This window comes from Natronomonas moolapensis 8.8.11 (genome assembly GCF_000591055.1).
GTDB lineage: Archaea > Halobacteriota > Halobacteria > Halobacteriales > Haloarculaceae > Natronomonas > Natronomonas moolapensis.
The window spans coordinates 995,516-1,018,693 of sequence record NC_020388.1 but is presented as its reverse complement, the minus strand read 5'-3'; the positions used below and the strand labels follow the sequence as shown (position 1 = coordinate 1,018,693).

General features: G+C 67.0%; 23 protein-coding genes and 1 tRNA gene. 12 read left to right on the top strand and 12 right to left on the bottom strand.

What is annotated here, in order from left to right; genetic code table 11:
- Positions 1-53: 53 nt before the first annotated feature.
- On the top strand, positions 54-578 hold the full coding sequence (locus NMLP_RS05085) for a hypothetical protein (RefSeq protein ID WP_015409050.1): 525 nt from the start codon (positions 54-56) through the stop codon (positions 576-578).
- A 12-nt stretch (positions 579-590) separates the two neighbouring features.
- Here NMLP_RS05085 and NMLP_RS05080 read toward each other — a convergent pair whose 3' ends face one another.
- From NMLP_RS05080 to NMLP_RS05065, 4 genes are all read right to left on the bottom strand, one after another.
- A complete protein-coding gene (locus tag NMLP_RS05080) occupies positions 591-1,514 on the bottom strand; it encodes an LLM class oxidoreductase (RefSeq protein ID WP_015409049.1) in 924 nt (307 codons plus the stop codon).
- 106 nt (positions 1,515-1,620) lie between these two features.
- Positions 1,621-1,830 (bottom strand): ribbon-helix-helix protein, CopG family, encoded by a 210-nt coding sequence (locus NMLP_RS05075; RefSeq protein WP_015409048.1) that lies wholly within the window; start codon positions 1,828-1,830, stop codon positions 1,621-1,623.
- Between the two features lie 59 nt (positions 1,831-1,889).
- The gene (locus tag NMLP_RS05070; RefSeq protein ID WP_015409047.1) at positions 1,890-2,213 is read right to left on the bottom strand and encodes a DUF7471 family protein; all 324 of its coding nucleotides are present in this window, start codon (positions 2,211-2,213) and stop codon (positions 1,890-1,892) included.
- A gap of 34 nt (positions 2,214-2,247) precedes the next feature.
- Complete coding sequence (locus NMLP_RS05065) at positions 2,248-3,051, bottom strand: sulfite exporter TauE/SafE family protein (protein ID WP_015409046.1); 804 nt, start codon at positions 3,049-3,051, stop codon at positions 2,248-2,250.
- 389 nt (positions 3,052-3,440) lie between these two features.
- Here NMLP_RS05065 and NMLP_RS05060 point away from each other — a divergent pair, with 389 nt between their 5' ends.
- Together NMLP_RS05060 and NMLP_RS05055 are read left to right on the top strand one after the other, a co-directional pair.
- Positions 3,441-3,926 (top strand): HTH domain-containing protein, encoded by a 486-nt coding sequence (locus NMLP_RS05060; protein WP_015409045.1) that lies wholly within the window; start codon positions 3,441-3,443, stop codon positions 3,924-3,926.
- A 143-nt stretch (positions 3,927-4,069) separates the two neighbouring features.
- Positions 4,070-4,549 (top strand): redoxin domain-containing protein, encoded by a 480-nt coding sequence (locus tag NMLP_RS05055; RefSeq protein ID WP_015409044.1) that lies wholly within the window; start codon positions 4,070-4,072, stop codon positions 4,547-4,549.
- A gap of 199 nt (positions 4,550-4,748) precedes the next feature.
- Here the strand turns inward: NMLP_RS05055 and NMLP_RS05050 are convergent, their stop codons facing one another.
- Together NMLP_RS05050 and NMLP_RS05045 are read right to left on the bottom strand one after the other, a co-directional pair.
- Entirely contained in the window at positions 4,749-6,359 is a 1,611-nt protein-coding gene (locus NMLP_RS05050) for a hydantoinase B/oxoprolinase family protein (protein ID WP_015409043.1), read from the bottom strand.
- Positions 6,356-8,449, bottom strand: a complete 2,094-nt coding sequence (locus NMLP_RS05045; RefSeq protein ID WP_015409042.1) for a hydantoinase/oxoprolinase family protein — start codon at positions 8,447-8,449, stop codon at positions 6,356-6,358. The genes NMLP_RS05050 and NMLP_RS05045 overlap by 4 nt, the downstream gene beginning before the upstream one ends.
- Before the next feature lie 329 nt (positions 8,450-8,778).
- Between NMLP_RS05045 and NMLP_RS05040 the strand changes: the two genes are divergently transcribed.
- The 3 genes from NMLP_RS05040 (at position 8,779) to NMLP_RS05030 (ending at position 12,555) form a co-directional block, all read left to right on the top strand.
- The gene (locus tag NMLP_RS05040; protein WP_015409041.1) at positions 8,779-9,783 is read left to right on the top strand and encodes an alcohol dehydrogenase; all 1,005 of its coding nucleotides are present in this window, start codon (positions 8,779-8,781) and stop codon (positions 9,781-9,783) included.
- Between the two features lie 590 nt (positions 9,784-10,373).
- The gene (locus tag NMLP_RS05035; protein ID WP_049926689.1) at positions 10,374-11,786 is read left to right on the top strand and encodes an MATE family efflux transporter; all 1,413 of its coding nucleotides are present in this window, start codon (positions 10,374-10,376) and stop codon (positions 11,784-11,786) included.
- 373 nt (positions 11,787-12,159) lie between these two features.
- Positions 12,160-12,555: an ArsR/SmtB family transcription factor gene (locus NMLP_RS05030; protein ID WP_015409039.1), complete on the top strand. Its 396-nt coding sequence runs from the start codon at positions 12,160-12,162 to the stop codon at positions 12,553-12,555.
- 18 nt (positions 12,556-12,573) lie between these two features.
- Here the strand turns inward: NMLP_RS05030 and NMLP_RS05025 are convergent, their stop codons facing one another.
- The 4 genes from NMLP_RS05025 to NMLP_RS05015 form a co-directional block, all read right to left on the bottom strand.
- On the bottom strand, positions 12,574-13,572 hold the full coding sequence (locus tag NMLP_RS05025) for a permease (protein ID WP_015409038.1): 999 nt from the start codon (positions 13,570-13,572) through the stop codon (positions 12,574-12,576).
- Positions 13,569-13,967 (bottom strand): ArsR/SmtB family transcription factor, encoded by a 399-nt coding sequence (locus NMLP_RS05020; RefSeq protein ID WP_015409037.1) that lies wholly within the window; start codon positions 13,965-13,967, stop codon positions 13,569-13,571. Before NMLP_RS05020 ends, NMLP_RS05025 begins: the two co-directional genes overlap by 4 nt.
- A gap of 6 nt (positions 13,968-13,973) precedes the next feature.
- On the bottom strand, positions 13,974-14,111 hold the full coding sequence (locus tag NMLP_RS15380) for a hypothetical protein (RefSeq protein WP_160169578.1): 138 nt from the start codon (positions 14,109-14,111) through the stop codon (positions 13,974-13,976).
- A gap of 1,028 nt (positions 14,112-15,139) precedes the next feature.
- Positions 15,140-16,156 carry a phosphate uptake regulator PhoU gene (locus tag NMLP_RS05015; RefSeq protein WP_015409036.1) on the bottom strand — a complete coding sequence of 339 codons (1,017 nt, stop codon included), beginning with the start codon at positions 16,154-16,156 and terminating at the stop codon, positions 15,140-15,142.
- A 166-nt stretch (positions 16,157-16,322) separates the two neighbouring features.
- Here NMLP_RS05015 and NMLP_RS05010 point away from each other — a divergent pair, with 166 nt between their 5' ends.
- The gene (locus tag NMLP_RS05010) at positions 16,323-17,231 is read left to right on the top strand and encodes a helix-turn-helix domain-containing protein (protein ID WP_015409035.1); all 909 of its coding nucleotides are present in this window, start codon (positions 16,323-16,325) and stop codon (positions 17,229-17,231) included.
- A gap of 100 nt (positions 17,232-17,331) precedes the next feature.
- Here the strand turns inward: NMLP_RS05010 and NMLP_RS05005 are convergent, their stop codons facing one another.
- Positions 17,332-17,700 carry a DapH/DapD/GlmU-related protein gene (locus NMLP_RS05005; protein ID WP_084260784.1) on the bottom strand — a complete coding sequence of 123 codons (369 nt, stop codon included), beginning with the start codon at positions 17,698-17,700 and terminating at the stop codon, positions 17,332-17,334.
- A 59-nt stretch (positions 17,701-17,759) separates the two neighbouring features.
- Here NMLP_RS05005 and NMLP_RS05000 point away from each other — a divergent pair, with 59 nt between their 5' ends.
- Entirely contained in the window at positions 17,760-18,191 is a 432-nt protein-coding gene (locus NMLP_RS05000; RefSeq protein ID WP_015409034.1) for a hypothetical protein, read from the top strand.
- A gap of 710 nt (positions 18,192-18,901) precedes the next feature.
- Here the strand turns inward: NMLP_RS05000 and NMLP_RS04995 are convergent.
- Positions 18,902-18,976 (bottom strand) — tRNA-Val (locus NMLP_RS04995).
- Positions 18,977-19,172: 196 nt separating this feature from the next.
- Here NMLP_RS04995 and trpD point away from each other — a divergent pair.
- Genes trpD through trpG form a run of 4 tightly spaced genes read left to right on the top strand, consistent with a single transcriptional unit; the run spans position 19,173 to position 22,964 of the window.
- Positions 19,173-20,174 carry an anthranilate phosphoribosyltransferase gene (gene trpD / locus NMLP_RS04990; RefSeq protein WP_015409033.1) on the top strand — a complete coding sequence of 334 codons (1,002 nt, stop codon included), beginning with the start codon at positions 19,173-19,175 and terminating at the stop codon, positions 20,172-20,174.
- Entirely contained in the window at positions 20,171-20,797 is a 627-nt protein-coding gene (locus NMLP_RS04985; protein ID WP_015409032.1) for a phosphoribosylanthranilate isomerase, read from the top strand. Before trpD ends, NMLP_RS04985 begins: the two co-directional genes overlap by 4 nt.
- Positions 20,794-22,383, top strand: coding sequence for an anthranilate synthase component I (gene trpE / locus NMLP_RS04980; protein WP_015409031.1), 1,590 nt, complete (start codon positions 20,794-20,796; stop codon positions 22,381-22,383). Before NMLP_RS04985 ends, trpE begins: the two co-directional genes overlap by 4 nt.
- Complete coding sequence (trpG, locus tag NMLP_RS04975) at positions 22,380-22,964, top strand: anthranilate synthase component II (protein WP_015409030.1); 585 nt, start codon at positions 22,380-22,382, stop codon at positions 22,962-22,964. The genes trpE and trpG overlap by 4 nt, the downstream gene beginning before the upstream one ends.
- Positions 22,965-23,178 lie beyond the last annotated feature (214 nt).

Sequence of the window (23,178 nt, the reverse complement as noted above, 5' to 3'; positions counted from 1 at the left end):
CCGTCGCACGCGGTCGCCTGTGGGGTTTTGTACCCGCACACGCACGGACGGGTATGGACTCGAGTCGAGACGCCGTCGGTCGGCGGCGGTTTCTCATCGGTGCTGCCGGGACGCTCGCCGCCGTCGCCGGCTGCGTGGACGGCAACGGCAAAAGTGGTACTGATGAGAGCGGGGGCGGTTCGGACGGAGACGGTCGCGACGGTACCGACGCCCTCGACCGCCGGGAGGCGAACGTCGTTGACCTCGCCATCGACGGCGGAGGCACGTACACCGTCGAGGTGTCGCTGTATCACGACGACGACGGCGAGGAGGGGTACGCCGACTGGTGGCAGGTCGAACGGCTGGACGGGACGAGGCTGGGGCGACGCAAGCTCCGGCACGCACACTCGAGACAGCCGTTCACCCGCTCGGAGATCATCGACGTTCCGGCCGGCGTCGACTGCGTCGTCGTCCGCGGCCACGACCGGACCCACGGGTACGGCGGGGTCGCGGCCCTCCTCGACGTCGACTCGGGGGCCTACCGGACGGTCGAGCAGGGATCGGAGCGGCGGTCGTTCGACACCGTGGACTGTCTCTGATCGCCCCGCCGCTCACAGGTGCTCGAGGACTTCCGTCGCGAACGTCTCCATCGCCCGCTCGGGGTCGTCGGCCTCGAGCCCGACGATGACGTGATCGAGGCCGTACCCCTCGAGACGCCGGAAGTAGTTCCGGAACCACTCGACGCCGGCTCGATAGCCGAGATGCAGCGGCTCGGGGTCGGCGCTCGGATCGTCCGCGAGCGCGACCCTGACGGCGATCACGAACGGCTTCCCGCCGGCGAGGCCGCGCCACGTCTCGAGGTACGACTCCAGGGTGGACTCGGGAAGGTGATAGAAGAGCCACCCGTCGCCGTGGTCGGCGATCCACTCGGTCGACTGGCGGGCGTTGCCGGTCGGGAGCAACGGCAGCGTCTCCGTCGTCGGCTTCGGGAGGACGTCGAGGTCGCCATCGAGGCGGCCCCACGTCCCCTCGACCGTCGGGAACGACTCGCTCCAGATCGCCCGGAGGGCCGCGACGCTCTCGCGGACTGACTCGCCGCGAGCGTCGGCATCGACGCCGAAGGCGGGGTACTCGGGGTCGCGATCCCCCGAGGCGACCCCGAGCACGAGCCGCCCATCGGAGAGCCGGTCGACGGTCGCGGCGGCCTTCGCGACGTGGATCGGGTGCCGAAGGGGCAACACGACGCTCGAGGTCCCGAGCGCGATCGAGTCGGTGTGGGCGGCCACGTGCGACAGCAGCGGCCAGGTGTCGAACGCCCCGCCGGCGTCGCCGAACCGCGGCCAGTAGGTCGGGACGTCCCGCGCCCAGAGCGCGTCGAAGCCGACTTTCTCGGCGTGTTCGGCCAGCCGGACCTCGGCGTCGACGGCCGGTGTCGACTCCCGCACGCCGGTGAGCGGCAACCCGAGTCCGACCGAGAGCCCCGAGTCGTCGAACAGCCGCCGGTAGCCGGCGTTGGCGTGATCGGTGTCGGTCATCGGGTCTCGCTTCTCGTCGGAGCCGTATCGGTCCTCGGAAACCGGCCGGGAGCGTGGCGACCGATCGGCCCCCGTCAGTCGCGCGGCCGGACGGCGGCGAACCGCGTCACTCGGAGGGTTCGGTATCGGCCCCGTCGGTCCCCTCGGTTCCGTCCGCCCCGTCGGCCCGCCGCTTGAGCCACTCGTCGAGGCAGTCTCGGATCGCCGCCTCGCGGTTGTCGCGGTGGTCGGTGAAGGCCTTCTCGTCGAGCGCCTCGATCGTCTCCTCGTCGAACGCCACGGTCACCGATTCGAGGTCCGGTCCGTACTCGCCCATCGGTGTTCGATGCGTGGCGGTCGATTAAATACCCTCGTCAGACGCCCGTCAGGGGGGCGTCACTCGCCGCGGCCTCGACCCTCTCTCGAAATCACGAACAACAGCGTGGCAGCGATGAGGAGGTCCAGCCCGTGGCTAGTGAGGTGGTGGAACACCATCGGGATCGCCCCGAAGACGGTGGCGGTCCCGACGAGCGAGCGGACGAACAGCGCGCCCAACGCGCCGGTTATCAACAGATATCGCGGCGTCCCACGGCGACGGTAGGCGACGACCGCCGCGAAGAACAGCAGGCCGGTTCCGGCGCCAGCGATCAGGATGACCCCCAACAGGACGGGGGCCAACTGCGGGCTGAGCCAGGCGATGGCGGCGTATTCGGGTGTCATGACTGTGGCGTGACGGCTGAGAGCGGGCGGGGCGTCAGTGAGCCATTCCTCCGCCGAGCGGCTGGTAGTGCGGCAACGGCGGCGACGGAAGGTGGATCCCGACGGCCATCAGCCCGTGTGCGAACAGGACGTATCCGAGCACGAGGAACGCGACGCCAAGCAGGCGGTGGAGCCGCTGGCGGTGGACCGCATCGACCGACTCGATGAGCGTGCCGTAGGCGAACACCGCCGGGATCGTCCCGATGCCGAGCGCCGCGAGGGCGATCGCACCCGAAAGCGCCGACCCGGTGGCGAACGCAAAGAGGTAGGCGGGATAGAGGATCGGACACGGGAGCAGTCCGTGGAGCGCGCCGAGGGCGGCGATGTTGGGGCTATTGACGAAGCCGTGAATCCGGACGCCGAGCCAGTTCGTCGCCCGGCCCACACCCGGGATGTCGATGCCGGCCGCCCCGCTGCCGAGGAGATACTTCGCGCCAGCGGCGATAATGAACGCGCCGACGACGACCCCGACTCCCCCGCGAACGAGGTCGGCGACCGCTGTCAACTCCTCGGTCGTCACGAACACGGCGCCGCCCAACGCGCCGAAGGCCGCCCCCAACAGCGCGTAACTCGTCGCCCGGCCGACGTTGAACAGCGCGTGCTGTCGCACTTCGTAGGTCGTGAGGTGGCTCTCGCGGCCGCGACGAGCGGCCGCGGTCGTCCCGCCGTCGGAGCGGGGCGTCATCCGCTCGGAGTACATCGTCACCAGCGGCCCGCACATCCCGACACAGTGGGCGCCGCCGAGGACGCCGATGGCGAGAAACAACAGAACGTCCACGCGGAGGACGGATTCGATCATGCGTCTGAACACCCGATAGTTGGACTCTGCTCCATTAGCGCTTCTGGTGTGCCCGACGAACCGCGTGCCGGCCGGGACCGCCTTACAGTATCGGCTGCGTTGCGGGTCGACAGTGTGGTATCGGTCCCATAGTGGGTCGACAGTGCGCTCCAACCGCCCGCTCACAACGGTGCTCGCCCGCTCACAACGGTGCCCGCCCGCTCACAACGGTGCTCGCCCGCTCACAACGGTGCCCGCCCGCTCTCAACGGATCGGTCGCCTCTCTGCTCCGTCGAAACAATGTTGCTACCTTTTATACCGGAAAATAAAATGGGTATTTACTTTTTGCCAATTCAAATAGACAAACGCCTCACAGAACGTTTTTATGTTCAAAAACAAAACGCAAATGTATGAGTAGTATGATACCGCGTGCCACGCGGAGCGCCCTCGACCCGACGGCCTCGTCGGAGACGGCGACGGACCCCTTCGACGGCGAGGTCACACTCTACCTCCGGACGGGGGTTTCCGACGTCGTCCGCGACAGACAACGGACGGTGCTCGCCCGCCTCGATCAGTTGGCCGCCGAGGGCGCCATCGAGTCCGTTCGGACGGTACAGTGGGCGGCGAAAGCCCGGGTGCCTGCCGACGGGCCGACGCCGGAGGCGGCCGCGCGGTACGACGAGTTCGCCGACGCAGTCGGGGCGGGGGCGCTCCGACCCTTCTTCAAGGAACGCCCCGGGGTCGGACGACTCGAACGCGTCGTCGTCCTCCCGGCGGTCTGTCTGGCTGTCCGGAACGACGAGGAGGTCCTCGGCGTGTGTCCGCGCTACGACGACGGAAACCACGAGAGCGTCGAGGACGGGGTCGCCGCGCTCGCCGACGGGCGCGTCCTCTGAGTCGGCCGCGTCGCGGCCGACGGCGACCGCGCTCGGAGTGTCCCGGCGTCGATCGCCCGCTCGAAGCGTCGCGGCCCTCCCTCGAGTCGGCGCTCGCTCGCGCTCGCGACGGCTTTTATATCGAAACGTTAAAAATAAAACGTATGTCACATCCCGAAGTCGGAGACGACGCACCGGCGTTCGTCGCGACAGTCGGCACCAGCGACCACGAGTCGTTCGATCTCGAGGATCACATAGGCGGCGGTCCCGTCGTCGTCGTGTTCTTTCCGGGGGCGTTCACGCCGCCGTGTTCGAACGAGATGATCGCCCTCCAGGGGCGACTCGACCGTTTCGAGGACGCGAACGCGACGCTCTTGGGCGTGAGCGCCGACTCGCCGTTCTGCCAGGGAGCGTTCCGAGAGGAACACGGCATCGAGTTCGACCTCGTGAGCGACACGGCTCGCGAGGCCATCGACGCCTACGACGTCCGGATCGACATCCCCGAGTTGGGGCTCCACGGGATCGCGAACCGATCGGTGTTCGTCGTCGACGGCGACGGCGCGGTCGCCTACCAGTGGGTCGCCGAGGATCCGACGAACGAACCGGACTACGAGGAACTCCTCGAGGCCGCCGAGGCGGCCTGAGAGGCCTCCGTACGGTCGGGGCGGTGTCGCCGTCCGACCGGCCAGGGACCGTCATAGGACAGTTCCGCCGGCCAGCGGTCGGCTCGCGGATCGACGCCTTGGCGCTTGCCGGCGGGAGGCCCAGAGCCGAGGCTCCTCGCTGTCGATCGAGTAACAACGCGCGACGGTGCGGAACCGGCCGATACAAAAGCGTGTGCGTTCAGCGCTCGCCGTCCGTCCGCTTCCCGTCGGCGCGGTCGGCGGCGAGGGTCTCCGAGTCGCGTTCCTCGGGGGCGCCGTGTCCGCCGCCGCCGGGCGTTCGGACCGTGACCGTCGTCCCCGCCTCGACGTCGACGGTGGTCTTGGCGGGAACGACCTCGCCGTCGATCAGGTTCTCGCCGAGGGCGCCGTCTTCCCCGCCCGCGATGCCCCTCGGCGCGTGCCGGCGGCGCTCGGTCAGAAGCGAAACCGTCGCGTCGGCCTCGACGGTGACGGATCGCTCGATACCCAACCCGCCGCGGGCGGTCCCGCGCCCGCCGCTGTCGGGACGGAGCGCGTAGCGCTCGACCCGCATCGGGTACTCGGTCTCCAGCGACTCGACGGGCGTGTTGAGCGTGTTCGTCATTCCGACCTGGACGCCGTCCATGCCGTCGCGGCCGGCGCGGGCGCCGAACCCTCCCGCGATCGTCTCGTAGTACGTAAAGGAGCCGTCACGGGCGCCGACGGTCAGGTTGTTCATCGTCCCCTGCCCCTGGGCGGGCACGCGGTCGGGAGCCGCCCCCGAAAGCGCCGCGAAGACGACGTCCGTGACCCGCTGGCTGGTCTCGACGTTGCCGCCGACGACCGCCGCCGGCGGCTCGGGGTTCAGAAGCGACCCCTCGGGGGCGTCGACGGAAACGGGGTCATAACAGCCGTGGTTCGGCGGGATCTCCGGATCGGTGACACATCGGACAACGAAGTAGACCGCGCTCTTGGCGACCGACAGCGGCGCGTTGAGGTTCCCCTCGAGTTGGTCGTCCGTGCCGGCGAAGTCGACGTCGATCGACGCACCGTCGATCGTTACCGCGACAGCGATCGAGATGTCATCGTCGGTGACGCCGTCGCCCTCGAGGCGGTCGGTCGCCTCGTAGACGCCGTCCGGGAGGGCCTCGATCTCGCCGACGACGCGCTCGCGGGAGTACCCGATCACTGCGTCGAAGCCGGCGATGACGGTGTCGCGGCCGTGCTCGTCGAACAGCGAGGCGACGCGGGCCTCCGCGCGCTCGTTCGCCGCGAGTTGGGCGCGCAGGTCGGCCTTCCGTTCGCCCGGGTTCCGGACGTTCGCGAGGACGAGCGAGCGGACGTCCTCGCGGACCGACCCGCCCTCGACGAGCCGAACCGGGGGCAGCCGGAGCCCCTCCTGGTAGATCTCGCGAGCGCCGGCCGGCATGCTGCCGGGGGTCATCCCGCCCATGTCGGCGTGGTGGGCCCGCGAAACCGCGTAGCCGACGATTTCGTCCTCGGGGGCGATCGTCGAGACCATCGTCACGTCGGGCAGGTGGGTCCCGCCGCTGAAGGGGTCGTTGAGCACGAAGACGTCGCCGGGCCGGGGATCGCATGCGAGGACGGCGTCGACGGCCTCCGGCATCGCCCCGAGGTGGACCGGGATGTGCTCGGCCTGGGCGATCATCCGTCCCTCGACGTCGAACAGCGCCGTCGAGCAGTCCCGTCGCTCCTTGATGTTCGGCGAGTACGCCCCGCGGATCAGGGCCTGTCCCATCTCGTCGGCGGTGCTCTCGAACTGGTTGCGCAGCACCTCGAGGGTGACCGGGTCGATAGCCCCCGGAGTCATCGGTCGAGGTCCCCCTCGATTCCCGCGGCGGTCCCGTCGGCTCTCCGCCCGCCCCCCCCGTTGCGTTCCCCCTGCCGGGTCATCACGAGCGTCCCGTCTTCGAGGGTGTCGCCGTTCCACGCCGGCGGGAGGACGGTCGTGCTCTCGGCCTGCTCGAGGATTGCCGGGCCGGCGATCGTCGTCCCGGGGGCGAGCCGATCCCGGTCGTAGACGGCCGTCTCGCGGGCGCCGGTTTCGGGGAAGTGGGCGACCCGACTTCCGAGGGAGGTCCCGCCGTCGCCGTCGTGGCGTACGACTGGCTCGGTCCCCTCGACGGTCGCGGTCGCCCGGAGGTTGACCACCTCGATCCCCTCGTCCATCGCGTATCCGTAGGCGCGCTCGTGGGCCGCCTCGAAGCGCCGGCGGAGCGCCGTGGCGTCGAAGGCCTCCTCGACGGGGACGGTCAACTCGAAGCTCTGGCCAGCGTACCGGCAGTCGGCGGCACGCTCGACCGTCGCCGCCGCCGGATCCGACGCGTCCGAGAGCACCTCGGAAACGAGGTCCTCGTAGACGGCGTCGAGTCGGTCCGGCTCCGCCCCGACGAGGTCGGCGCCGACAGTCCTGACGGCGTCGTGGCTCTCATCGGCCGCGAGCAGGCCGAACGCCGAGAGAACGCCGCTGGGGCGGGGGACGACGACGCGGTCGATCCCGAGCGCCGACGCGAGCGACGCGGCGTGCATCGGCCCCGCGCCACCGAAGGCGACGAGGGCGAACGCCCGGGGGTCGTGGCCGCGCTCGACGGTCACAGAGCGGATCGTCCGGGTCATCGTCGCGTTCGCGACGCGGTAGACCCCGCGTGCGGCCTCTATGGCGTCCTCGAGGCCCGCCGCCGCTGCCAGATCGGCGAGGGCGTCCTCGGCGGCCCCGACGTCGAGGGTCATCTCCCCGCCTAGGGCCGTCTCCGGGCCGATGTATCCCAACACGACGTTCGCGTCCGTCACCGTCGCCTCGGTTCCCCCGCGGCCGTAGCAGGCGGGACCGGGGTCGGCCCCGGCGGACCGGGGGCCGACGCGCAACGCGCCCCCTGAATCCACCCAGGCTATCGAGCCGCCGCCCGCGCCGACGGTGTCGACGTCGACCATCGGCGTGCGGATCGGGACGCCCGCGATCTCGGCGTCGGTCGTCCGTTCGGCGTCCCCGTCGCGGACGAGGCTGACGTCGCTCGAGGTCCCGCCCATATCGAAGGTGACGAGGCCCTCGACGCCGGCGTCGTCGACGGTCGCCGCGGCGCCGACGACGCCTGCGGCCGGGCCGGACAGCGTCGTCGTCACGGCGCGTTCGCGGACGGCGTCGGGATCTGCGATGCCGCCGTTGGCCCGCATGATCCATGGCGTCGGAATCGACTTCGAGTCGGCCGCCTCGACCAGCCGTCCGACGTAACGCTCGATGGCGGGGCGGACGTAGGCGTCGGCGGTCGTCGTGGCGGTGCGCTCGTACTCGCGGAACTCCGCGAGCACCTCGTGGGAGGCCGACACTGGAACGTCGAGTTCCGACCGCAGCGTCTCGGCGGCGACGCGTTCGTTTTCGGGGTCGGCGTAGGCGTGGAGCAGACAGACGGCGACGGCGTCGACGTCCCGCTCGGAGAGCGTGTCGGCCAACTCGGCGACTGCCCCGGGGTCGACGGGGCGTTCGACGCCGTCGGCGCTCGCCCGCTCGTCGAGTTCGAAGCGCCGCCGCCGCGGGACGAGCGGATCGGGTTTTTCCGCCGTCAGGTCATAGAGGTTGGGGCGGTCCTGGCGACCGATTTCCAGGACGTCCCGAAAGCCCGCCGTCGTCACGAGCGCGGTCGTCGCCCCGTCGCGTTCGAGCAGGGCGTTAACCGAGACGGTCATCGCGTGGGCGAACTCGTCGAGATCGCTCGGATCGATCTCGGCGCGCTTGCAGGCCTTCTCGATCCCTTTCAGGGCGCCGACGCTTTGTTCGTCGGTCGTCGGGACCTTCGCCGTCACGAGGCGGTCGTCGACCGACAGCGCCACGTCGGTGAACGTGCCGCCGACGTCGACGCCGACCCGGATCGGTTCGTCAGTTTCGGTGTCGGTTGCGTCGGTCATCGTCGTGGGGTGGTCGTGTGGGCCCTCGCGTGGGTCCGCGACGGAACGGGTCGGAGACCCTGTGGAGGGCGTTCCATAGCGTGTCGTCGGCCCACTCGCTGAAAAAGAAGTCGCTGTTGCTCGTCCGGACGGGCCGAACGGGGACGGAGACGGCATCGAGCGTCCTCGCCGCTGTGCGAAGAACCGGGCGACTGGCGTGGACTCGACGCGTGGAGACCTGTCGGCGGGGTCGTCTCTCCTCCGGTTGGACGGACTGTTCGGCGAGGCGGGTTGCCGATACGCCGGGGGTTTTCCGCCCGGGGGGCGACCTCCCCGGTATGTCAGAGACGATGCGCGCGGCGGTCGTCGACGAGGCGGGTGCGGAGTTCGAAGTCGTCGAGAGAGCGGTCCCCGAGCCGGCCTCGGGCGAGGTCCGCGTGGCAGTCGAGGCCTGCGGCATCTGCCACAGCGACGTCTTCGTCACGGAGGGCGGGTACCCGGGCGTCAGCTACCCCCGGATCCCCGGCCACGAAGTCGTCGGCTACGTCGACTCGGTCGGCGGGAGCGTCGAGAACTGGTCGGCGGGCGACTACGTCGGCGCGGGGTGGCACGGCGGCCACTGTTTCACCTGCGAGCCGTGCCGGCGCGGCGAGTTCCTCAACTGCGAACGCGCCGAGATCACGGGGCTCACGTTCGACGGGGGCTACGCCGAGTTCACGACGGTTCCCGCGGAGGCGCTCGCGGCGGTCCCCGAGGACCTGGCGGCGGCCGACGCGGCCCCGCTTCTGTGTGCCGGCGTCACGACGTACAACGCGCTCCGGAACGCCGACTTGCAGCCGGGCGATCTCGTCGCCGTCCAGGGCGTCGGCGGACTCGGCCACCTCGGCATCCAGTACGCCCGCGCCGCCGGGTACGAGACGGTCGCCGTCTCGCGAAGCCCGGACAAGGAGCCCCTCGCTTCGGAGCTGGGGGCCGACCACTTCGTGAACGCGGCCGACGAAGACCCCGCTGAGCGACTCCAGGCGCTCGGCGGCGCGGACGGCGTGCTCGCGACGGCGCCCTCGAGCGACGCGATCGCGTCGGTGGTCGAGGGCGTCGGCATCGGGGGCTCCGTGATCGTCGTCGGCGTCCCCGGCGAGGACGTCCCGGTGAACGCCCAACACCTCATCGGAACCGCCGGATCGGTCGAGGGCTGGGGCTCCGGCGACGCCCGGGACTCCCAGGACACCCTGGAGTTCAGCTCGCTCCGCGGGATCACACCGAAGATAGAGACGTATCCGCTCGAAGAAGTCGAGACCGCCTACGGACGGATGATGGAGAACGAGGCGCGGTTCCGGGCCGTTCTCAAGCCGTAGGTCACACCTCGAAACGCTTTCACTTACGCCTCGAAACGCCTTCAGTTACGCCTCGAAACGCCTTCAGTTACGCCTCGAAACGCCTTCAGTTACGCCTCGAAACGCCTTCAGTTACGCCTCGAAACGCCTTCAGTTACGCCTCGAAACGCTCACGGCCTTAGTCGTGGGATGAACCGGACAGTCAGCGAAGCGTTCAGTTATTTGACGTTCCCGGGCTGTGATACCGAGTCCGAGGTACGGGTACGCACTATACACCGAGGTAGGTGAAGCCCGCTATCTCGGACGGGGGTCGTGCACGGCCCACAAGGCCGTACTGGCACGGCCTACACTCCCACCGTCTCGGACGGGTGGGGAACCTCCAACCGTAGCCTGGCCGGTCTGTGACCGGGGACCCCACGGCGTTAGCCGTGCGAAGATGTCAGAGAATGCAAAGAGAATGCCCCGAGGCTCGACCCCGAGGCGATTCAGCGCGCGTGTCTGGGCTGACCGTTCGCCACACGCTCCACACGACGGATCGCGTCCCTGCCGACTCTCTCGGGCCACGTGGAGTCGTTCCCCGGAGCCGACAGCGACAAGCGTCCGCCGGTCGAATCAATGGCGTGTCCCGGATCGGTGTCGCCCTCGAAGCCGCCGGCGTGATCGAGCAGCGCCGGTTGCGGGCGGTGACCGATCTCGCCTGGCCCCGCGTAATCACCGGCTTTGCGATTATGTCGAAACAGGCCGTCGACTTAGCGCTCGTCGGGATCGCGCTCGGCTCCGCGGCCGTCGCGGGGTTGGCCTTCGCCGGCGCGTTCTGGCTGCTCGGGAAGTTTCTCGCCATCGGGCTGGCCGGCGGCACCGTCGCGTTGGTCTCCCAGCAGTACGGGGCCGGAAACGACGCGCAAGCCTCCCTCGTTGTCAAGCAAAGCGTCCTGCTCGCGGCTGTCGTCTCGGTCCCGACAGCGGCGGCGTTCGCGCTCGCCGCCGAACCGCTCGTTGCGCTCGTCGGCGGCGACGCCGGGGCGGCGGCCGTCGGCGACGGCGCGTTGTACCTCTCGATCGCGGCGCTGGGTCTCCCCTTCGAGTTCGTCAATATGATCGCCAGCCGGACCTACGCGGCGGTCGGCGACACGCTCACGCCGATGGTGATCCGCAGTCTCGGCGCGACGATCAACGTCGTCCTCTCGGCCGCGCTCATTTTCGGGGCCGGCCTCGGCGTCGCCGGGGCGGCGATCGGGACCGTCGCCTCCCTCGCCGCCGTCACGCTCGCGTTCCTTCCGGGCATGGTCGGTCGGTCCTACGGCGGCCGTGGCTCCCTCCCGGTGCCCGTCCGGGCCGACCGGCCCCACCTCGCCCTCGGAACGCTCCGCGAACTGGCGTCCGTGTCGGGACCGCTGATCGGTCGTCGGCTCGCGGAGGGGATCGTGACGTTCCCGCTTTTGACCATCGCCGCGGGGTTCGGGCCGGTCGTGGTCGCCGCCTACGCCGCGGCGCGGCGGATCCGGGCGCTCATGGACTGCATCTCGTGGGGGTTTTCGATCGCGGCGAGCACGCTCGTCGGGCAGCGACTCGGCGCCGACGACGAACCCGAGGCGACGGCCTACGGCGCCGCCATCCTCCGGCTCTCGGCGGCTACCAGCCTCGTGACGACGGTCGTCGTCCTCGCCGTCGCCCGCCCGATCGCCGGGGTGTTCGTCGAACCGGCCGAACTCGACGCCGCGACCGTGTTCGTCCGTGTCGCCGCCCTCAGCGCCGTCGCACTGGCGATCAAAGCCTCCGCGACCGGCGTGCTCCGCGGGGCGGGCGACACGCGGATCCCGTTCTACGCCGCCCTGCTCGCGCTGTATGTCTTCGCGCTCCCGGCAGCGGCACTCGGCCGAGTCACCGCCATCGGCGTCGCCGGGCTCTACGCCGCACTCGTGTTCGAGGCGGCCATCCCGGCGCTCGTGACGGGGTGGCGGTTCCGATCCGGCCGTTGGCGAGCGGTGAGCCGCCAGTACCGGCCGCCGGCCACCGGCGACTGATTGAGTCGGATCACGGTCGTTCGTCTGATGTACCGTTCGCAGTAGGACACGTTAGTTTGTCCTCACTGTAGCCGATTCGTTTAAACGAATTTTCATATATACAAACCCCTCGGTCGGCTATTTTTATATTGACCGCATAGCTGACCCGCCTGTAGGAACCTGTCGTGCCGAACACCCTGCAGCGGCGCATTCGACAGTACCGTTGCTCGAGCCTGCTGGAATAGTCGTTGTCGATCGGTGGACACCCGTCACAACTTTCTGTATCTTTCATACGAGACAATATTTGAGAGGTTTCTATATTGTTTCCGCTGTCAAACTACCAGTCGAGACAGCGCTCCGCAATATTTAATTTCGGCTCAATTCAATTGTTTGTATGTCATCGACCGAGCGTTTACAGCGATACGTCGCCGACGAGTGCGGCTCCTGTACAGACGAAGACCTCGCCGGCCGGTTAGCGGAACTACAAGAACTGAACGAGAGCGTCGGCGGATCCGACCTAGAGACCGATATCGAGCTGCTGTCGGCGCTTGGCAACGAGACGCGATACAAGATCGTCCGGATGCTTCACGCGGCTGACGACGACGAGCTGTGCGTCTGCGAACTCTCGCCGCTGCTGGACGTGAGCGACAGCGCGATCAGCCATGCCCTCTCGCAGCTCACTGATGCTGGTCTCGTCACGCGCCGGAAAGAAGGAAAGTGGCGGATGTATCGCGCTACACCGCGTGCGAACGCGGTCCTTGTCGCGCTCGACGGGTCGCGGTCGTTGTAAAAACGAATCCGCCTCGGCTCAGAGGAGGCCGGCGAAGACGGTGTTGAACAGCACGCCGACCGTGATCCCGATCGTTACGACCGTCGTTGCGTAGATCGCGAGCAGTCGACGCTCGAACAGCTTGTTCAGGAGGATCAGGTTCGGGATGCTGATCCCCGCGCCGCCGATGACGAACGCGATCACCGTCCCGATCGGGATCCCCGCCTCAGTGAGCGAGTGCGCGATCGGCAGCATTCCACTGAGGCTCACGTAGATTGGCGCACCGGCGAGCGCAGCGATCGGTGTCGCGAGTGGGTTCCCCGGCCCGGCGATCCGCTGGAGGAACTCCGCCGGCACGGCGCCGTGGATCAGCGCGCCGATCGCGATCCCGACCGCGATGTACGGGAGTGTGTCGCGGAAAAAAGAGAGCGCCCCCTCCCCCGCGGCAGCCACGCGTTCCTTGTGGGTTCTGTTCGTGGCCGTCGTCCCGCACTCGCTACACCCGGCGGCGTCGGCCGCTTTCGAGGCGTCCGAGGGAGTCGCTCCGCCGTCGGTCGCGATCTCGCGACCGCCCGCAGTGATCCGGACGTCCTTGATGTACCCGTCGAGTTCGAACGTCCCGATGACGAGGCCCGCGACGATCGCCGCGAACAGTGCCGTCGTCACGTACGCGACGGTCACGCCGGTCCCGAACAGCCCGAACAGCAAGAACACGGCGATCCAGTTGACGATAGGGGAGGCGAGCAGGAACGAGAACGCCATCCCCGTGGGGGCGCCGGCTCCCAACAGGCCCGCTAAGACCGGAACGGTCGAACACGAGCAAAACGGCGTGACCGCGCCAAGGCCCGCAGCGAGGACGTTCCCGCTGCCGTGGTCGCGTGCGCGAAGCATCTCCTCGACGCGCTCCGGCGGGAGATATTCCTGCGCGAGCCCGACGAGGAACGACGCGCCGATGAACAGCGGCGTGAGGACCATCGCGAGGTGGAGGAAGTAGTCCCACGAGTCGAGCAGCGCCGCTTCGGTCCCCGGCGGGATCATCGGTCTTCACCTAGCGCCGCGGCCAGGTCCAGCAGTTGGAGGCTCGCCGTGTCCGCGATCCGGTAGTACGTCCACGTCCCTTCCTTGCGCGTGGCGACAACACCGGCGTCGCGGAGCTTCCTGAGGTGCGACGCGACCGCCGACTGGGGCCCGTCGAGTACGGTCTCCAACTCGCAGGCGCAGAGTTCGCCCTCTCGGAGTGCATGGACGACCGCGAGCCGCTTCTCATTGGCGAACGCTTCGAACGCCGATAGCTCAGCGTCGATGACTGCGTCATCTGCTCGTCGAGCCGCCGGGAAGGGTCCGTCACAGCAGACGCCCTGGTCAATCTGTCGGAGCGTCCCGCTCGCGGATTCAGAGCCCGCTTGAGCCGCCGTGTTCGGTTCCTGCGACATCATCGATCAGTCCTCCGCGCGGTCGGCGCGCTCTTTCGGCGCGTCCGCCTCACCTTCGTTCGAGTCTACTTCTTTTATTTGCATGTCACAGCAGCTCTCGTCGTCGTTCGACTCGCCACCGAGCAGTCGGTCGAGTATCGACATACATATCGGTATAATCCGATATGGCTTAATACATCTGGTGTACTGTTCAGGTGTCTTGCGAACACTGTCTGGTCGACGCCACACTCGTATAAACGGCATCGGCGCACCCTCTTGTTGAGCCAGCTGAACGAGTCGATACATGATAAACGAGAAATAGCGTAATAAACGAGAAATAGAAGCGATAAAGCGCCTTTGACGGAAATCTAGCACCAGTTACGACCCCGGTCCAGTCGGTTCAGCTTATCTGCGATACGATGGGACAAGCAGGCCCTTTTATATTTGAATATATATTAAATCATATATCGAATCAGGTGGCGGATCTAAGAAACCAGGCGGACCGAAAACGGGATATCGACTGGTGACTCGTTGACCCGAGGCCGCGGGCAGGCGACGACCGCCCATCGCAGCACGAGCCACAGGGTTCCCAGGAGGAAGCTCATACTGATGGACGAACTCACATGACACCGACGCACGAGTGAGCCGCCGGTCGCTCCGTCGAACGGCGTGCTCCTCGTGTGTCGTGTGTCCGTTCGTTTGTCCGTCAATATGAATGTGGTCTCTGTACTGAGCGAACCAGAGTAGCGAAGAACGATCATGAGAACCGTCGTACGACACCCTCTCCGCAAGCAGGAGGTCTCCCTGGGTGAGGGGGCGTCGTGTACAGACATCGCCTCCTCGTTTTTTTCGCGAAGATATCTCGTTGACATCCTCCCCGATATAACGGGCGAGGATTCCCGAGCGTTGGGACAATAAGCCGCTGTTATCGGGCGGTTCTGTCCGTAGCTAAAGACGAATGTGGACAGCTCTTCAGAGGAGAGAGAATATCAATCCAGCCGGCATGAGTCCCCGGGAAGCGGGGTGAACTCGGGAGTACCGCGAGGGAGACCGGCCCGGATGGTTCGGATAGTCGCAAACACGCAAGCATTGCCGCCGTCCCCGGGTGGCTGTTGTCCGAGGCGTTTTCCGCTGGACGGGGGTACTCACACCCGGGGACATTACACGGGACGGGTGGGACCACGCACAGTTCCTCACGATGACGGGGCGTTCTCCCGGAGAGCCTGTTGGACGCCGATCTCCGCGACGTTTGCGCCGTAGTTAGCGATTCGTTCGATGCTGTCCAGCAGCAGTCCAGTGGTGTAGGCGGCGTCGGGCTCACCGTGGTCGTACAGTTCGCGGTCGACATCGTCGATATCACGACAGAGAGTGTCGCGTCTGGCCAGCGCTTCGTGTGCCATCTCCACGTCGGCGTCGAGGAGCACTGCATCGGCGGCGTCTTCGAGCATTCCGCGAGCGGCCTCGCCGAATCTATCGAGGTGCTCGACGAGCGGATCCGGAATCGTCCCCTGTTCGGAGGAGGCGAACGTCGCCATCTTCTCGGCGTGGTCCGCGACGCGCTCGAGCTGCCGGCAGACGTAGTAGTATTCGAAGAGTTCATTTCTCGAGTACGCGAGTTTCTCCACCTCGTGTAGGTTGGTGAGCGATCGACGGAAGTGACGGGTTACCATCGCGAACAGTTTGTCGGCTTCCGTATCACGCCTGACGACGTCGCGAGCGAGCTCACCATCGCGGTCGGCGATGGCCGAGAGGGCGTCCTCGAGCATCGAAAGCGTAATCAGTCGCAGGCGGAGCGTACTCTTGCGAATGTCGACGTTCCCGGCGTCGATGAGGCTCTTGACGCGAATTCGCGTGTTCGTGGCTTCTATCAGTTCGAACCCCGACAGTTCGGAGACGGCGGCCTCGACCGTTCGCCGCTGGTTGTCGGTGAGACCCGTCCGGTCTCGCAGTTCGATCGCGTCGAAACCGACCACGTAGAGCGCGGTGACCTGTTGTTCGAGCGCGTTCGCGTCGGCAGTCCCGATATCGACGACAGCGGTTCGCTTGGCCTGTTCTCCGTCCTCGACGGCCTCGACTAACAGCGATGCGTCACCGTTGGGATGGAGTGCGACCAGCGACTCCGAGTTGATACCGTGTTCCTGGGCCCACGGTTTGGGGAGTGAAATGGTGTAGGTGGTCCCTCCGGACAACTGTACCTTGCGGATCTCCATACGCGAGACACTACTGCGGGGCCTGTCATGACATCTTATATGATCGCTACATAGTGGTATGTGCAGTCCCGGTTGGCATTACTCTCTCTATAATGGACATTCGGATACATATCGGTCTAGACTCTCGGTTCCGTATACCTAATCTCGTGGGTCCGGACTCGCCGGTATGTCCCGGATGACATGGTACGGCGGACAAGAAACGTCTCGATCCGGTCGGGAAGCGACAATCGCACGGGTCATCGAGACGGTTGATATCGTCACACCCGAGACCAAATCCGAACTCGCGACGGTGATGGGGATCTCCGAACAGTATCTCTCGGAACTGCTTCGGGAGCTCAAAGCGGATGACATCGTCAAGAAGGGTTATGTCGTAGACGAGGACGCACTCTATGAGAACATCGAGACGGTTTCGTCGTTGGCGGCCGATGCCGACGACGACGCCGATGGCTTCGGGTCAGGGCGGCGACGGGAGCTGTTGGATATGCTTGCGGGGCTCGACGAGGTGAGTCGGAGCCAGTACGAACGAGCCCGCGCTGCCTTCGAGGGCGAGCGTTTGGACGACGGGATGGAGGGGGCGGCACAGCTCGAGTCGCTGACGAACGAGCGTCACGCTGCGATTTTCGGCGAACTCAAATCTTACATGTTGGCAACGGAGTGGCCGGGCAACCGGGTGGCGTCGGATCTGGCGACGATGGCGACGAACCTCGAAATAGTGGGGGACCGGGCCTGTTTCATCGCAGATACCGTGGCAAACTTGGAGGCGGGCGCGACTGGAATCGTCGCCGAGCGTGTCCTCGACATCTTCGTGGCTGGCGAGCGGATCAACGATCTGATGGGCGAGATCCTCTTTTCGGCCGAGATCGAACGCTTCGACGATCTCCGGACCGAAGAGGAAAACCTCCACCGCGACATCGACGAACTCTTCGAACTCGTGACGGCCTACGACCCAGAGATGTACGGCTACCTCGTGGGCGTCACACGGGCGCTCGAGCGAGCGATTTTCTACTGGGCCCACACCGCAGAACTGGCCGTTAGGCTCCATACGAGCCGACAACCTGAACACATCTCTCTGTAACCGCCCCCACGCCAGGGCGGATGCCGTGGCCATACGTCTGGAATAACGTAAGCACGCAGAGTGATCAGATCTTTCCACTCGAACAACGCAAGCGCGCCCGTCACCCCTCGACGGTTTCGGTCGCCGGCGCGTACGCCTCCAGAAACGCCTCGAGATCACGGAATTCGGCGAGGCGCTCGTCAAGCGTCTCGTGGTCCCAGTGCCACCACTCGGTCGCTTCCAGGCGGGCCGCAACCTCCGGGGAAAACCGGCGGTCGATCGGCTCGGCGGGGACGCCCGCGACGACCGTGTAGGGCTCGACATCGTGTGTGACGACGGCGCCGGCCGCGACGACGGCTCCGTTCCCGACCGTGACGTCCGGGAGGACCGTCGCGTTGTAGCCGATCCAACTGTCGTGACCGACCTCGACGGGCTGGTCGGCACGCCACTCGAAAACGGACCCGTCGTCTTCGTCGGCCAAATCGTACATCTCACTGTTTCAGCGACCGCCAGATTGAGGTCGTCGACCTGCGGTATACCCCAACTAGAATGAACATCCGGGCCGTCTTTCGGGGGGTTGTCGCCGGATTTGCAGGGGTTGGGTTCGTGCTGATCTTTTTGTTTGCACAGACGGGGCTCGTTTCACCGGTGGTCCTACTGGCGATAGGGACAGTCACGCTCGTCGCCCTCTTTGCAGCGGGCGGGCGAACAGCCCTCCGACGAGTGGCCGGAGGCGCGGAAGCGACCACGGACGAAGCCCGGGAAACGGGGTGGTGGCTGACCCGAGTCGAGCCAGCACTCGAAGACACCTGGAACGCGTGGTCCGACCTCGTGTTGGTCGTGTGTCTCGGGGGGATCGGAATCGGATCCTTCGCGCTCCTCGTTACGTCATCGAGCGAAGAGCCGCCGCTGGGGCTTCTCATCGCCGGGTTTTTCGGTCTCAACGGCGCGCTCGTCTCGCTCGCGTTCGCCATCGAGTAGCAATGACAACCGCTTCCGCGAACGCGGCAACATCGGCGTTGGCTCGTGGCGTAGCCGAAGGCGTGCGAATAAAAACCCCGAAGGCGAGAGAGCAGGCTTCTCAGCCCATCGGTCGTCGATGCAGACAATACTGACAGAGCGAAAATCGACGGGGCGCGGGCGCGCCCATTCGAAGCCCCAAACGACGACGAACCGAAGCTCCCGGCGGCGACGGGGTCGTCCCGGTCGCGAGCGTCCCGGCCGTCGGCAAGCCTCTCGACCCGGAGCACGTCCACTACCCCGAACGGGTCGCTGCGCTCGCGGACCTGTCGCTCGGGGACCCGATACGCCCCGGGGATCTGGTGACGGTGCTCACGCACGACGGGGGCGGGTCGAGCGGCCGTCCGGAGGGTGCTCGCGTCGTTCACCCTATAAACATGCTCGACGACGAAGACCTCGAAGCGACCGCGCGCCGGATCGCTTCGCCGGCGTGTGTGTCGCCGTCAGTCAGTTCGTCCTCGGACGGATGGATCGAAGACAGGTCGTCGAGTGAGCTGGATGTACGCTCGCTTCGACCTGTTCGAGAGCCATCGATTTTTATATATCGCGGACGTCGAACCGGGACGTGTCGGGCGTTTCGAGCACCGTCCGCGACCGGTTGGTACGTAGATAGCGCTGGGTGCGGGAACGTTGAGCGGAGATATAACCGACTGGATTATTTATAAACGGAGTGGGTTCGGGCAGATTTGAACTGCCGGCCTCCTCCATGTCAAGGAGGTGTCATAACCAGCCTAGACCACGAACCCTCGCTGGCGTTTGCCTGCACTCATCGGTATCCGGGTGACGTAATTGAACCTTTCGGATTCTCGGCCACCTGTGGATCGAAAACACGGGACGAAAGCGGCGGCGACGTCGGGTCGGCGGCCCCGCCCGTCAACGGTACGCTTATATTTATGTACTCATTTGTACATTATAACCCAGTCTTGGTTACTAGTGATCATTATGAAAAAGTTCATTCAGCGGGTTACCGACGGCGAAAATCTCACGCAGGCGGACGCACGCGAGGCGGCCGGGCGCGTCTTCGAGGATGCGACCGAGGCGCAGATGGGCGCGCTGCTCGCGGGGCTCCGTGGAAAGGGCGAGACAGAAGGCGAGATCGCCGGCTTCGCGGAGGGGATGCGCGATGCGGCCCGGACGATCGATCCCGAGCGGGAGCCGCTGGTCGACACCTGCGGGACCGGCGGTGACGGCCACGATACGATCAACGTCTCGACGACGAGCGCGTTCGTCGCCGCCGGAGCCGGGGTACCGGTCGCGAAACACGGCAACTACTCCGTCTCCTCGTCGTCGGGGAGCGCCGACGTCCTAGAGGAACTCGGCGTCACGATCGACGCCGAACCGCCGGCGGTCGAGGGGTGTATCGAGTCCACCGGAATGGGATTCATGCTCGCGCCCGTGTTCCACCCGGCTATGAAGGCCGTCATCGGCCCCCGGAAGGAACTCGGGATGCGGACGATATTCAACGTACTCGGGCCGCTGACGAACCCCGCCGGTGCGGACGCCCAAGTCGTCGGCGTCTACGACCCCGAGTTGGTGTCGATGCTGGCGGACGCCCTCTCGCGGATGGCCGTCGAGCGAGCCCTCGTTGTCCACGGGGCGGGGCTGGACGAGATCGGCGTCCACGGCGAGTCGACAGTCGCCGAAGTCGAGGGCGATTCGGTCGATGAGTACACGCTCGCTCCCCGGGACATCGGCCTCGATCGCTACGACCTCTCCGCCGTGGCCGGCGGGTCGCCGGCGGAGAACGCCGACGACATGCGGGGGATCCTCGAGGGATCACTCGGGGGCGCGAAACGGGCGATCATTCTGGCGAACGCCGGCGCCGCGATCTACGTCGCCGGGGCGGCAGAAAGCATTGCCGGGGGCGTCGAGGCGGCCCGGGAGGCGATCGACTCCGGAGCCGCGATCGACCAACTCGAGTCGCTGTGCGAGTTCGAGCCATGACCCGGGTGAAGATCTGCGGCGTGACGACTCGCGAGGACCTCGGGGCCGTCGTCGAAGCGGGCGCGGACGCGATCGGCGTCACCGTCGACGTCCCGGTCGAGACGCCGCGAGCGATCGATGCCGAGCGGGCTGCCGACATCGTCTCGGCGACCCCGCCGTTCGTCACGACGGTGTTGGTCACGATGCCCGACCCGCCGGCGTCGGCCGCCGGAGTGGCCGAACGCGTCGGGGCTGACGTCGTCCAGCTACACGGCGATCTGCCCCCCGAGGGGGTCGCGTCCCTCTCGGCGGACCTCGAGTCCGACGTGGTCGTGGCCGTCTCCCCCGACGACGCCCCGCGCTACGATACGGTCGCGGACGCGCTGCTCGTCGATTCGCTCGACGAGTCCGGCGCGGGCGGAACGGGGGCGACCCACGACTGGGAGCGCACGCGCGAGCTCGTTTCCGAACTCGCCTCCCCGGTCGTGCTGGCCGGCGGACTGACGCCCGAAAACGTCGCCAAGGCCGTCGAAACCGTCGACCCCTTCGCCGTCGACGTCGCAAGCGGCGTCGAGGGGCAACCGGGGCGGAAGGATCCGGCTGCACTCGAGGCCTTCGTCCGGCGTGCGGGGGGGCGTCCGTGATCTCCGAGTCGGCGTTCGTCGAGTTGGCCGACGGGGGACCGGCGGTCGTCCGCACCGTCGCCGAGCTGGACGTCTCGACGGAACCACTGGAAGCGTACGCCGCCCTGACCGGGCGGACCACCGACGCCGAGCGCGCCGACCACGCCTTCCTCTTGGAGAGCGCGGGGAAGGTCGCCTCGAGCGACCCCGACGGCGCCTTCAGGACCGGCGACGGGGCGGATCGTCACGCCCGCTACTCGTTTGTCGGCTACGATCCGACGGCGGTCGTGACCGTCGACGACGACGCCACCGGGACGATCGACGTCCTCGACGACAGATACGAGGGGGCGTTCGAGACGGGGAAAGGCGACACGCTCGCGACGCTTCGGGGCGCGCTGCCGGACGTGCCGCTCCGAAACTTCCCCGAAACCGGACGCCAACGGCTCCAGGGCGGGCTGGTCGGGTTTCTCGCGTACGACGCGGTGTATGACCTCTGGCTCGAGGAGGTCGGCCTCGACCGCCCCGACTCCAGGGTGCCGAACGCCCAATTCGTCCTCACGACCACGACGCTCGTCTTCGACGACGCCGCCGGGACGGTCTCGCTCGTGTTCACCCCGCTCGTCCGCCCCGAGGACGATCCGGGCCGGATCTACGCCGACATCGTCGAGGAGATCGATCGGGTCGAGTCGCTGCTCGCGGGCCACGGGACCCTCGAAACCGGTGGCTTCCGGCCGTCTACGGAGCGGGCCGGGGCGAAAGCGACCTATGAGGCGGCCGTCAACCGGGCCAAAGAACACGTCCTCGACGGGGACATCTACCAGGGCGTCATCTCCCGGACGCGCGAGCTGGACGGCGACATCGACCCGTTGGGGCTCTACGAGTCGCTTCGCGAGATCAACCCCTCGCCGTATATGTACCTCCTCGAGTACGACGACCTCGTGGTGGTCGGAGCCTCGCCGGAGACGCTCGTCTCCGTTCGGGGACGGGAGGTGATGAGCAACCCGATCGCGGGGACGTGCGCCCGCGGGACGAGTCCTGTCGAGGACCGGCGTCTGGCCGGGGAGATGCTTGCCGACGGAAAGGAGCGCGCTGAACACACGATGTTGGTCGACCTCGCGCGAAACGACGTCCGTCGGGTCAGCGAGGCCGGCAGCGTCCGCGTCGAGGAGTTTATGAACGTCCTGAAATACAGCCACGTCCAGCACATCGAATCGACGGTGACCGGCGCCCTTGCCGACGACCGTGACGCGTTCGACGCGACGCGTGCGTCGTTTCCCGCCGGGACGCTTTCGGGCGCGCCGAAGATCCGGGCGATGGAGATCATCGACGACCTCGAGGAGCGCCCGCGCGGTGTCTACGGGGGTGGTATCGGCTACTTCTCCTGGAGCGGCGACGCCGACTTCGCGATCGTCATTCGAACCGCCACCGTCGAGCGAGGCGCGGGGACCGACGGGACGGATCGGGTGACTGTCCAGGCCGGGGCAGGAATCGTCGCCGACTCCGACCCCGAACGCGAGTACGAGGAGACCGAACAGAAGATGGGCGGGGTGCTCGCCGCCCTACGGGCTATCGAGGCCGACTCCGAGCCGACGGAGGCCCGACGATGACGGACGTGCTCTTCGTCGACAACTTCGATTCGTTCACCTACAACATCGTCGAGTACGTCAGCCAGCACGACGGGACCGAGGTCGAGGTGTGCCGCAACACCGCCGATATCGGGACGATCCGGGCCGCCGACCCCGACGCGATCGTGATCTCGCCGGGACCCGGCCACCCGAAGAACGAGCGGGACGTGGGAGTGACCATGGACGTATTTCGGGAGATCGCCCCCGAAACCCCGACGCTCGGGGTCTGTCTCGGCCTCGAGGCGGCCGTCTACGAGTACGGCGGGACCGTCGATCGGGCCCCGGAGCCGATCCACGGCAAGGCGTTCTCAGTCGATCACGACGGCGAGGGTGTCTATCGGGGGCTCGAACAGGGGTTCCAGGGTGGTCGGTATCACTCCCTGATCGCTCTCGAGGTCCCCGAGTGCTTCGATATCACCGCGACGACGGAACACGACGGGACCGAGTTGGTGATGGGCATCCGACATCAAGAATACCCGATCGAGTGCGTCCAGTTCCACCCCGAATCGGTCCTCACCGCCGTCGGACACGACATCGTCGGCAACTTCTTGCAGTCGGTCTGACGTCCTGTGGTTCGGAGCGGTCGTGTCGTCGGCATGACTGCACGGACGTCCGGTTCGACCCATCGATTCCGGGGGAACGTTCCATTCGACGCGTATAATATAGTTGCCACGTTTCGGTGCCGACCGGCGTGGCCGAAACGGGTCGTGGGACGGCACCCCGTCGGATCGAGACCGGTTCGGCGGCCGATCGGATCGATCCGTCGGATCGACCGTC

Bases quoted from the DNA above. Each gene is read 5' to 3' on its own strand.
- NMLP_RS05085 (WP_015409050.1), top strand. From the start codon at position 54: ATGGACTCGAGTCGAGACGCCGTCGGTCGGCGGCGGTTTCTCATCGGT.
- NMLP_RS05080 (WP_015409049.1), bottom strand. From the start codon at position 1,514: ATGACCGACACCGATCACGCCAACGCCGGCTACCGGCGGCTGTTCGAC.
- NMLP_RS05075 (WP_015409048.1), bottom strand. From the start codon at position 1,830: ATGGGCGAGTACGGACCGGACCTCGAATCGGTGACCGTGGCGTTCGAC.
- NMLP_RS05070 (WP_015409047.1), bottom strand. From the start codon at position 2,213: ATGACACCCGAATACGCCGCCATCGCCTGGCTCAGCCCGCAGTTGGCC.
- NMLP_RS05065 (WP_015409046.1), bottom strand. From the start codon at position 3,051: ATGATCGAATCCGTCCTCCGCGTGGACGTTCTGTTGTTTCTCGCCATC.
- NMLP_RS05060 (WP_015409045.1), top strand. From the start codon at position 3,441: ATGAGTAGTATGATACCGCGTGCCACGCGGAGCGCCCTCGACCCGACG.
- NMLP_RS05055 (WP_015409044.1), top strand. From the start codon at position 4,070: ATGTCACATCCCGAAGTCGGAGACGACGCACCGGCGTTCGTCGCGACA.
- NMLP_RS05050 (WP_015409043.1), bottom strand. From the start codon at position 6,359: ATGACTCCGGGGGCTATCGACCCGGTCACCCTCGAGGTGCTGCGCAAC.
- NMLP_RS05045 (WP_015409042.1), bottom strand. From the start codon at position 8,449: ATGACCGACGCAACCGACACCGAAACTGACGAACCGATCCGGGTCGGC.
- NMLP_RS05040 (WP_015409041.1), top strand. From the start codon at position 8,779: ATGCGCGCGGCGGTCGTCGACGAGGCGGGTGCGGAGTTCGAAGTCGTC.
- NMLP_RS05030 (WP_015409039.1), top strand. From the start codon at position 12,160: ATGTCATCGACCGAGCGTTTACAGCGATACGTCGCCGACGAGTGCGGC.
- NMLP_RS05025 (WP_015409038.1), bottom strand. From the start codon at position 13,572: ATGATCCCGCCGGGGACCGAAGCGGCGCTGCTCGACTCGTGGGACTAC.
- NMLP_RS05020 (WP_015409037.1), bottom strand. From the start codon at position 13,967: ATGTCGCAGGAACCGAACACGGCGGCTCAAGCGGGCTCTGAATCCGCG.
- NMLP_RS15380 (WP_160169578.1), bottom strand. From the start codon at position 14,111: ATGTCGATACTCGACCGACTGCTCGGTGGCGAGTCGAACGACGACGAG.
- NMLP_RS05015 (WP_015409036.1), bottom strand. From the start codon at position 16,156: ATGGAGATCCGCAAGGTACAGTTGTCCGGAGGGACCACCTACACCATT.
- NMLP_RS05010 (WP_015409035.1), top strand. From the start codon at position 16,323: ATGTCCCGGATGACATGGTACGGCGGACAAGAAACGTCTCGATCCGGT.
- NMLP_RS05005 (WP_084260784.1), bottom strand. From the start codon at position 17,700: ATGTACGATTTGGCCGACGAAGACGACGGGTCCGTTTTCGAGTGGCGT.
- NMLP_RS05000 (WP_015409034.1), top strand. From the start codon at position 17,760: ATGAACATCCGGGCCGTCTTTCGGGGGGTTGTCGCCGGATTTGCAGGG.
- trpD (WP_015409033.1), top strand. From the start codon at position 19,173: ATGAAAAAGTTCATTCAGCGGGTTACCGACGGCGAAAATCTCACGCAG.
- NMLP_RS04985 (WP_015409032.1), top strand. From the start codon at position 20,171: ATGACCCGGGTGAAGATCTGCGGCGTGACGACTCGCGAGGACCTCGGG.
- trpG (WP_015409030.1), top strand. From the start codon at position 22,380: ATGACGGACGTGCTCTTCGTCGACAACTTCGATTCGTTCACCTACAAC.